Origin of the sequence: Rhodococcus sp. P14, assembly GCF_000256505.1 — a bacterium.
Taxonomy (GTDB): domain Bacteria; phylum Actinomycetota; class Actinomycetes; order Mycobacteriales; family Mycobacteriaceae; genus Rhodococcus; species Rhodococcus ruber.
The window spans coordinates 1-8,183 of record NZ_AJFC01000316.1 but is presented as its reverse complement, the minus strand read 5'-3'; the positions used below and the strand labels follow the sequence as shown (position 1 = coordinate 8,183).

Annotated in this window: 7 protein-coding genes; 1 reads left to right on the top strand and 6 read right to left on the bottom strand. The window is 70.5% G+C overall.

All coding sequences use genetic code 11. The features are described from left to right. Both OEY_RS0122685 and OEY_RS0122680 read right to left on the bottom strand, forming a co-directional pair. A partial coding sequence (locus OEY_RS0122685) for an agmatine deiminase family protein (protein ID WP_010596052.1) occupies positions 1–876 on the bottom strand: 876 nt, incomplete at its 3' end. Next, complete coding sequence (locus OEY_RS0122680; protein ID WP_010596051.1) at positions 873–1,838, bottom strand: nitrilase-related carbon-nitrogen hydrolase; 966 nt, start codon at positions 1,836–1,838, stop codon at positions 873–875. The genes OEY_RS0122680 and OEY_RS0122685, both read right to left, overlap by 4 nt. Positions 1,839–1,945: 107 nt before the next feature. Between OEY_RS0122680 and OEY_RS0122675 the strand changes: the two genes are divergently transcribed. Beyond that, a complete protein-coding gene (locus tag OEY_RS0122675; RefSeq protein WP_010596050.1) occupies positions 1,946–2,557 on the top strand; it encodes a TetR/AcrR family transcriptional regulator C-terminal domain-containing protein in 612 nt (203 codons plus the stop codon). A gap of 34 nt (positions 2,558–2,591) precedes the next feature. Here the strand turns inward: OEY_RS0122675 and OEY_RS0122670 are convergent, their stop codons facing one another. The 4 genes from OEY_RS0122670 to OEY_RS28860 form a co-directional block, all read right to left on the bottom strand. Continuing rightward, complete coding sequence (locus tag OEY_RS0122670; protein ID WP_010596049.1) at positions 2,592–4,178, bottom strand: APC family permease; 1,587 nt, start codon at positions 4,176–4,178, stop codon at positions 2,592–2,594. A gap of 7 nt (positions 4,179–4,185) precedes the next feature. Next, positions 4,186–5,076, bottom strand: coding sequence for a universal stress protein (locus tag OEY_RS0122665; protein WP_010596048.1), 891 nt, complete (start codon positions 5,074–5,076; stop codon positions 4,186–4,188). 79 nt (positions 5,077–5,155) lie between these two features. After that, complete coding sequence (locus tag OEY_RS0122660) at positions 5,156–6,583, bottom strand: aminobutyraldehyde dehydrogenase (protein ID WP_010596047.1); 1,428 nt, start codon at positions 6,581–6,583, stop codon at positions 5,156–5,158. A 261-nt stretch (positions 6,584–6,844) separates the two neighbouring features. Next, the coding region (locus OEY_RS28860; protein WP_010596046.1) for a flavin monoamine oxidase family protein at positions 6,845–8,183 on the bottom strand (1,339 nt) is incomplete at its 5' end.

Genomic DNA, 8,183 nt, shown 5'->3' with positions numbered 1-8,183 from the left:
GGGGCGGGCGCCCCCCCCGCCGTTGACGACGTAGTGGTTGATGTAGCTGTAGTCCACCCAGCCCCCGTCGTCGCGCACCGTCGCCGGGGCCGGCACCCGGACGATGCGCCACGGCTCGCCGCGGACATCGGTGCTGTGCTGCAGCCGGTCGACGATCAGGGCGGTGACATCGAAGTCCGGGTGGTCCCGGTCGCGCTGGTCGTGGACGAGGACCACACCCGGAGACGCGATCGCGGCGACGATGTCGACGTGCCCGCGCGTGCCGTAGCGTTCCTGGTCCCGCGTCAGCCCGCGCGGCAGCCAGACGGCGCAGGTCGCACCGATGGTGCGCCGCAGTTCCGCCTCGACCGCGGCCTTGCCCAGGTCCGGGTTGCGGCCGGGATCGAGCTGAACGGTCTCGGTGAGCAGGACGGTGCCGAGTCCGTCGACCTGGATGCCGCCGCCCTCGTTGACGAGCGTCGACGCGACACGCTCGACGCCGGCGCGCTCGAGCACGAACGACGCGATCCGGGCGTCGTGGTCCCATCGGGCCCAGTCCTGGGCGCCCCAGCCGTTGAACACCCAGTCGACCCCGCCGCGGCGCCCGTCGTCGTGGAGGACGAAGGTCGGCCCGATGTCGCGCATCCAGGCGTCGTTGAGCGGAGCCTCGATGAGTTCGACATCGCGGGACAGGTACCGGCGGGCCGCGTCGACCTGGCCGGGATCGGCCACCACGGTGACGGGTTCGAACTCGGCGACGGCATGCGCGACCGCCGCCCACGTGGCGCGGGCCTCGTGGTGCTCCTCCGCGGTGTCGCCCAGCGAGTATCCCTCGGTGGGGAAGGCCATCCACGTGCGCTCGTGCGGTTCGCTCTCCGCGGGCATGCGCCAGCTCATCGCGCGGCTCCGAAGGGTGCGTGCGCGTCCACCGGCGCGGTCAGCGAGCCGTAGGTGTCCGGGCGGCGGGTGGTCAGGAACGGGAACAGCGACAACCAGTCCCGGCGCTGCGCGAGGTCGAGATCGACCACCAGCACGGCGGATTCGTCGCGCGGTGCCTGCACCAGGATGCGTCCGTACGGGTCGGAGACGAACGAGGAGCCGTAGAAGGTGACGGCTCCCTCGCAGCCGTGCCGGTTCGGCACGATCATGAACGTGCCGTTCGCGATGCCGTTTCCGACGATCACCTGCTGCCACAGCGGACGGGTGTCGAACTCGGGATGGTCGGGCTCGGAACCGATCGCCGTCGGGTAGACGAGGATCTCGGCGCCGGCGAGCGAGTACACGCGCGCCACCTCCGGGAACCACTCGTCCCAGCAGGTCGGCATGCCGATGCGGGCGCCGTCGAGACCGTCGAGGGTGTGGACGGGATACGGGTCGTCGGCCGGTCCGCCCCGGAAGTAGGTGTCCTCGTGGTATCCGGCGGTCACGGGGATGTGCAGTTTCCGGGTGCGGGCCACCGGTTCGCCGGCCGGGGAGACGAGGACGGCGGTGTTGTAGCCGAGTCCGTCGGGACCGTCGGCGCGTTCGTAGAGGGAGGCGTGCACGAACACGCCGTGGGCGGAGGCGGCGGCCGCGGCGAAGGCGACGGTCGGGCCGGTCCGCAGGTCCTCGGCCGTCCGGGCGGCGTCGGCGCCGCCGGGTGTGTCGGCCGGGTAGCGACTGAGGGTGAGTTCAGGCAGGAACACGACACGTGCGCCCAGCCCGGCGGCGGTGGCGATGCCCTCGGTGAGTTCGGCGCGCAACGCCCGTTCGTCGTCGTGCCAGCGGTGCTGGACCAGTCCGACGCGCAGCGGCGGCCGATCGGGGGATTCCACTCGGCACAGCGAGTCGGGCGGCGTGGTGGCGGTGATGGTGAGCATGGAGTCCTCGGGAATCGGTCCGGGGGATAAAACGAATTTGATTCGTTAAGTATGGTGGACGAGCGCGTTCAGGGCAAGAGCCCACGACGATTTCGAGGAGTGTTCGTATGCCACGACCGCCCAAGCGGCTGCTCTCGCCCGAGATCATCACGGACGCAGCCATTCGGATGGTGGACACCGCCGGCGACTTCACCATGCCCGGACTGGCGGAGCGGCTGAAGGTGCGGCCGTCGTCGCTGTACAACCACGTGTCCGGGCGCGCCGAGATCGTCGAGGCCATGCGGGCACGCATCATGTCCACCATCGTCGTGGGCGACCCGGCCGGCGCCTGGTCGGAGACCGTCGCCGCCCTCGCCCGCGAGTACCGTCGCGCCTACGCCGCGCATCCGCGGCTGATCCCGCTGTTCACCGCGCAGACCGTGCAGTCACCGGTCGCGTTCGGGATGTACAACGCTCTGGCACAAGCTTTCACCGATGCCGGGTTCACGCCGGCGCAGGTGCTGCATGCCGTCACGACGGTGGACAGCTTCGTTCTCGGCTCGGCGCTCGATCTCGCCGCACCCGAGGTGGTGTGGGCGAACGTCCCCGAAACCGGGGACGCGATGCGCGCCGCGCTGCAGACCGCCGGCCCGAATCCGCAACGGGCCGATGCCGCCTTCGAATTCGGCCTGCGCGTACTGGTCGCCGGCCTGATCGCACAGACGCCGGCCGGGCGCTGAGCGCCCGGCCGGCGGGGATCGGTGCGGCCCGAGGTCAACCGCGGTCGGTAGAGAGCACGTCCGTCTCACCGGTGAGCGCGGCGGTACTGCGCGTGAGGGTCTCCCCACGGAAGAACTGCGGGTTGCGGACCCGCATCACCAGCATCAGGACCGCGCCGAGCAGCAGGATCCCGAAGCCGAGGAAGAACACCAGCCCGACGCCGCCGATCTCGGCACCGCTGCCGTTGTCGGGATTCATGCTCTCGCCCACGGAGATCGCGAAGACGGCGGCGAGCATGATCCCGCCCGACAGGGGGAAGGCGAAGCGGAACACGGCGTTGCGGGCGCTGGTGAACAGCCGTCCGCGGAAGTACCACACGCACGCGAACGCGGTGATCCCGTAGTACCAGCAGATCATGATTCCCAGCGCCGCAATGGTGTCGAGCAGGGTCCGTTCGGACAGGAACGTCACGCCGGCGTAGAACACGGCGGTGACGACCCCGGCGACGACCGTCGCGTACGAGGGCACCAGAAAGCGGGGGTGCACCGCGGCCAGCCGGCGTGGGAACGCGCCGTAGGCGCCCATGGCGAGCATCGTCCGCGCCGCGGGCAGGAAGGTGGTCTGCAGGCTTGCCACCGACGAGACGAAGATGGCGAGGAAGAGCAGCAGGCCGCCCCACTGGCCCAGGACGGGATCGGCGAGGGCGCCGAAGATGTTCTCGGAGTTGTCGGGATTGCCCAGCCCGAGACCCGTCGTGCCGACTCCCGCGTACATCATCGCCGCGACCGACACGAGCAGGTAGGTCAGCAGGATCGTTGCCACGCACAGCAACCCGGCCCGCCCCGGAGTCTTCTTCGGGTCCCGGGACTCCTCCCCGAGGGTCAGGCACGTGTCCCATCCCCAGAACGCGAAGATCGACCCGGTCACGCCGATCACGAAGGCGCCGAGCGCGAGCCCGTGGAACGGGTCGAACCACGCCGCGTCGAACGAGAGTCCGGCGGGCGCGTCGCCCGCGCCGACGTGCACGAGCGCCGCGACCGCGAACGCGAGCAGAAGCACCATCTGGAAGCCGACGAGCGCGTACTGGACGCGTTCGCTGGTGGTGATGCCACGGCTCGCGATCCACGTCGCGATCGCGACGAACACCAGGGTCGTGCCGACGTTGACGAGCTTGTTCCCGGGTAGATCCGCGAGCGCGGCGTCTCCGGTGATCCGCGCCAGGAACAGGTAGAAGAATTGGACGGCGATCGCGGCCAGGTTGGACAGCACGATGATCGTCGCGATCACCATGCCCCAGCCGCACATCCACCCGACGTACGGGCCGAAGGCTTTCGTCGACCACGTGAACGACGCTCCGCAGTCCGGTGATTCGGAGTTGAGCTCGCGGTAGGCATACGCTGTGAGGAACATCGGGATGAACCCGGCGATGAAGATCGCCGGCATCTTCAGCCCCACGGCCGCGACGATCAGGCCGATGCTCGCCGTCAGCGTGTACCCCGGCGCAACGGACGAGACGCCCAGGACGGCCCCGGCGAACGTGCCGATCCGGCCGGCGGCCAGGCCCTTGGAGACGACCCCGTCGGTGGGTGCGGTCATCGGGGTGACCTCCCGGATCTCGGTAGTGGGAAGCGAATTCGTCATGACGGGTCTACTCACTGTTCTCGAACTCGTGCTTGGGAACGACGATCATGGGCACCGGAACGACCCGCAGCATCTTCGCTGCCGTCGAACCCAGGAAGAGCCGGTGCGGTTGGGCGAGCCGGCTCGAGCCGACCATCACGACGTCGCCGTCGTGCCATTCGAGCTTCGCCACCGCCGATTCGACGGTGTCCCCGTCCGCGACGAGCGACCTGACCGGGTAGTCGCCGGGAAGTTCGGCGCGGGCGGTGTCCAGCAGGGTGCGGGCGTGGGCCCGCGCCGACTCGAGGGCGAGTTCGTGCGACTTGCGCGCGTCGCGGCCGAGACCCTGCGGGTCGAGGGCGACGAGCGAGACGAGCCGCAGCGGCGTGCGCATCCGCTCGCAGGCGCGGACCGCGGTCCTGAGCAGGACGTCCGCTCCGGTGCGGGTGCCGAGTGCGCACGTGACCTCGCGGACGTGGGGCGCGGCGGAGTGCCGGAATCCACGCGGTGCCAGGGCCAGCGGCACGGGCGCCGAATGCAGCAGCTCGGACGACACCGTGCCGATGGAGTGCCGGCCGAGGAGCCCGTCGCCCGCGGCCCCGAGAACGACGGCGCGCGCGCCGAGCCGGGCCACCTCGTCGAGCAGGCCCTGCGCGAAGGAATCGTGGAAGCTCAGGTGCGTGTGTGCCCGGACGTCGTCGGGCACCGTGGCCGCCGCCTGGGCGAGCCATGCTTCGCCCGTGCCGGCGAGGACGTCCTCGTACCCGGGTTCGGCGGGCACTCGGGAGGGCACCGGGCGATCCGGGGGCAGGACCATACAGATGTCGAGTTCGGCGCCCAGACTGCGGGCCAGCTGGACGCCGAGCGCCAGCCCGTCCGCGCCGCTGGGGGTGGCGAGGTATCCGACAACCAGTCTCATGGGATTCCGATCCGGTAGGGGAAGCCGGCGGTAGGGGTACGGCCGGCTTCCGGCAACGGCGCGGTGGGGCCGCGGAGGGTCAGTCGTGGGTGCTCATGACGTGCTTGATACGGGTGTAGTCCTCGACGCTGTAGGCGGAGAGGTCCTTGCCGTAGCCGGACTGCTTGAACCCGCCGTGCGGCATCTCCGCGACGAGCGGGATGTGGCAGTTGATCCACACCGCGCCGAAGTCGAGCGAGGCGGACAGCCGCTGGGTGCGCCCGTGATCGCGGGTCCACACACTCGCGGCGAGCCCGTAGCGGACGTCGTTGGCCAGCGCGACGGCCTCGCCCTCGGTGGCGAAGGACTGCACCGTCAGGACCGGGCCGAAGGTCTCGTCCTGCACGATGGGGTCGTGCTGGTCCACGCCGGTGACGATCGTCGGTTCGAAGAAGAAGCCCTTCTCGCCGGCGCGCTTGCCGCCGGTGACGATCGTCGCCGAGGCGGGCAGGGCGGCGATCTTCTCGGCGACGCGCTGGAAGTGCACGGCGTTGTTGAGCGGGCCGTAGAACGCGTCCGGGTCGTCGGGCCGGCCCGGACGCAGCTGCTCGGCCTGCCGCGCCAGCGCGTCGACGAGGTCGTCGTGGATCGACTCGTGGACCAGTACCCGGGTGGCGGCCGTGCAGTCCTGGCCGCCGTTGAAGAAGGCGGCCGCCGCGACGGCTTCGGCGGTCTTCAGCACGTCGGCGTCGTCGAACACCAGGACGGGGGCCTTGCCGCCGAGTTCGAGGTGCGCGCGCTTGAGCTGCCGGGCCGCGGAGACCGCCACCTCGGTGCCGGCGCGGACCGAGCCGGTGATCGACACCAGACCGAGGGCGGGATGCTCGACGAGGGCGGTGCCGGTGGCGGCGTTGCCGAGCACGACGTTGAAGACGCCGTCGGGCAGGATGCCCCGGGTCAGGCGGGCCAGCACCAGCGTGCTGTCGGGGGTGGTATCGCTCGGCTTGAGCACGATCGTGTTACCGGCCGCGAGCGCGGGCCCGATCTTCCACAGCGCCATCATCAGCGGGTAGTTCCAGGGCGTGACCTGCCCGACCACTCCGATCGGCTCGCGCCGCACGTAGGAGGTGTGGCCCTCCATGTACTCGCCCGCCGCCTTGCCCTCGAGCATGCGGGCCGCGCCGGCGAAGAAACGCAGCTGGTCCGCGCCGACCTTGACCTCCTCGTCGGCGATCATGGACTTCGGCTGGCCGGTGTTGCGGCACTCCGCCTCGACGAGTTCGTCGCAGTGCTCTTCGAGGGCGTCGGCCAGCTTCAGCAGCGCCGCCTGGCGTTCCTTGGGGGTGGTCCTGCCCCAGGTCCGGAACGCGCGCTGCGCGGCCGCGACCGCGGCGTCGACGTCGGCGGCGGTCGACACCGGGATCGAGCCGACGAGGGATTCGTCGACCGGGTCGATCAGCGGCAGGGATTGCGTGGCCGTCGAGGGCACGAAGGCGCCGTCGATGTAGTTCTCGCGGAGATCGGTCATGACTGGGTTCCTCTCGGAGGCCTGCCCGACCGGGGCAGGGACTCTGGTGATCAGTGTGGGCCGCACCGGTGGTGCCGGGCCAGGGGATCCGGCGGCCGGATCGGGTGCGGAGGGTTCGGAGGGCGGCGCCGCCGGAGGGGCGGCGTCGCCGGGACCGGAATGCTCACCTCGTCGTGAGCGGGCCTGATGCCGAAACCGGCGCCGGGCGAGCGTGAAAAGTGTTGTAAAACAGTATGTTCGGTCTTTTCGTGGTCCGGACGGTCAGTGCGTCGGGGCGCCGGACGCTGCGGTCGCCGTCGCGGGGGAGCCGAGGGCGTCGAGGATGCGCCGGGCCGTGTCCTCGCCCATGCGCACGGCGCCGTCGACGTGCTGGTAGCCCTCTGCGGCGAGGTCGGACGACGAGAAGAGGATCGGTCCGACGGGGGTGAGCTGGTCCTTGCCGTAGCGGTGCAGTCCGCCGAGATCGTAGCTCGCCGCGTAGGCCCCGCGGGTCCACTCCTCCGAACCCCAGTCGGATTCGTAGTAGACCACCGGGTTCAGCGCCTTCTCGCCGAGATAACCAGCCATGGACGAGAGGATCGCGGCCTTGCGTTCCGCGGCGGAGAGCTCGAAGACGGCGTCGGCCTTCTCGTCCGCCACGAAGGCCACCAGGGTGCCCCGCGGATCCTCGAAATTGGTGTTGTCGTAGATCTCCTGGACGAGTGCCCCGGCGCCGAAGCACGTGCCGGACAGGCCCTCTTCACGCCAGAACGGGGTGTCGTACACGGCGTGCACCTTGATGACGAGCCCGAGGGACTGGTGCTGGTGCATCTGGTGCTGGCGGCGTGGCAGCGGCGGGACGTAGGAGATGCGGGAGTACAGGTTCGGCGGCACGGCCAGCACGGCGAACCGGGCATCGACGGTGACGCCGTCGGCCACCGCGCGCACGCGCCCCGGTGCCCCGGCCTCCTCGCCTTCGGACCAGTGCAGGGTCCGCACCGGATTTCCGAGAAACACGTCCTCGCCCAGCTTTTCGGCCAGCCGCTCCGACACCTGCTGCATACCGCCCACGACGCGCTTGTCGAGGATGAAGTCCTCGTCCACGAGGTTGCTGAACGAACCCGCGGAGGCCGCCATGAGGATCGCCTGCAGCGCGGAGAACGCGTGGGCCGGCTTGGTGAGCATGCCCCCGGCGATGAACAACCCGATGTTGGCGCACGCCTCCTCGTCGTCGGAGTTGGCCCGGAGCCAGTGGTGGAAGGAGACGGTGTCGAGTTCCCGCGCCCGCGGATGTGCCCACGGCTCGTGGGGGCCGATCTCGGCGGCGAGCTCGTCGAGCAGCGCGATCAGCTTGTCCATCTCGGCGCGGGTGTGCTCGGACGTGGGGAACGTCTCGCCGCGGTACCGGACGGGCCGGCCCTCGCCGTCGAGGTAGATGTTCTCGCCCCCGCGGTAGCGGGCGAACGTCCGCAGGCCCAGTTCGTCGAGGAGGGCGATCAGGGCGGTCTGGTCGGGGGAGACCCACTGACCGCCGATCTCGAGCATCGCTCCGTCGATGGTGTCGGTCCACGTGCGGCCGCCGACGCGGTCGCGGGCTTCGAGGACGGCGACCCGCAGGCCC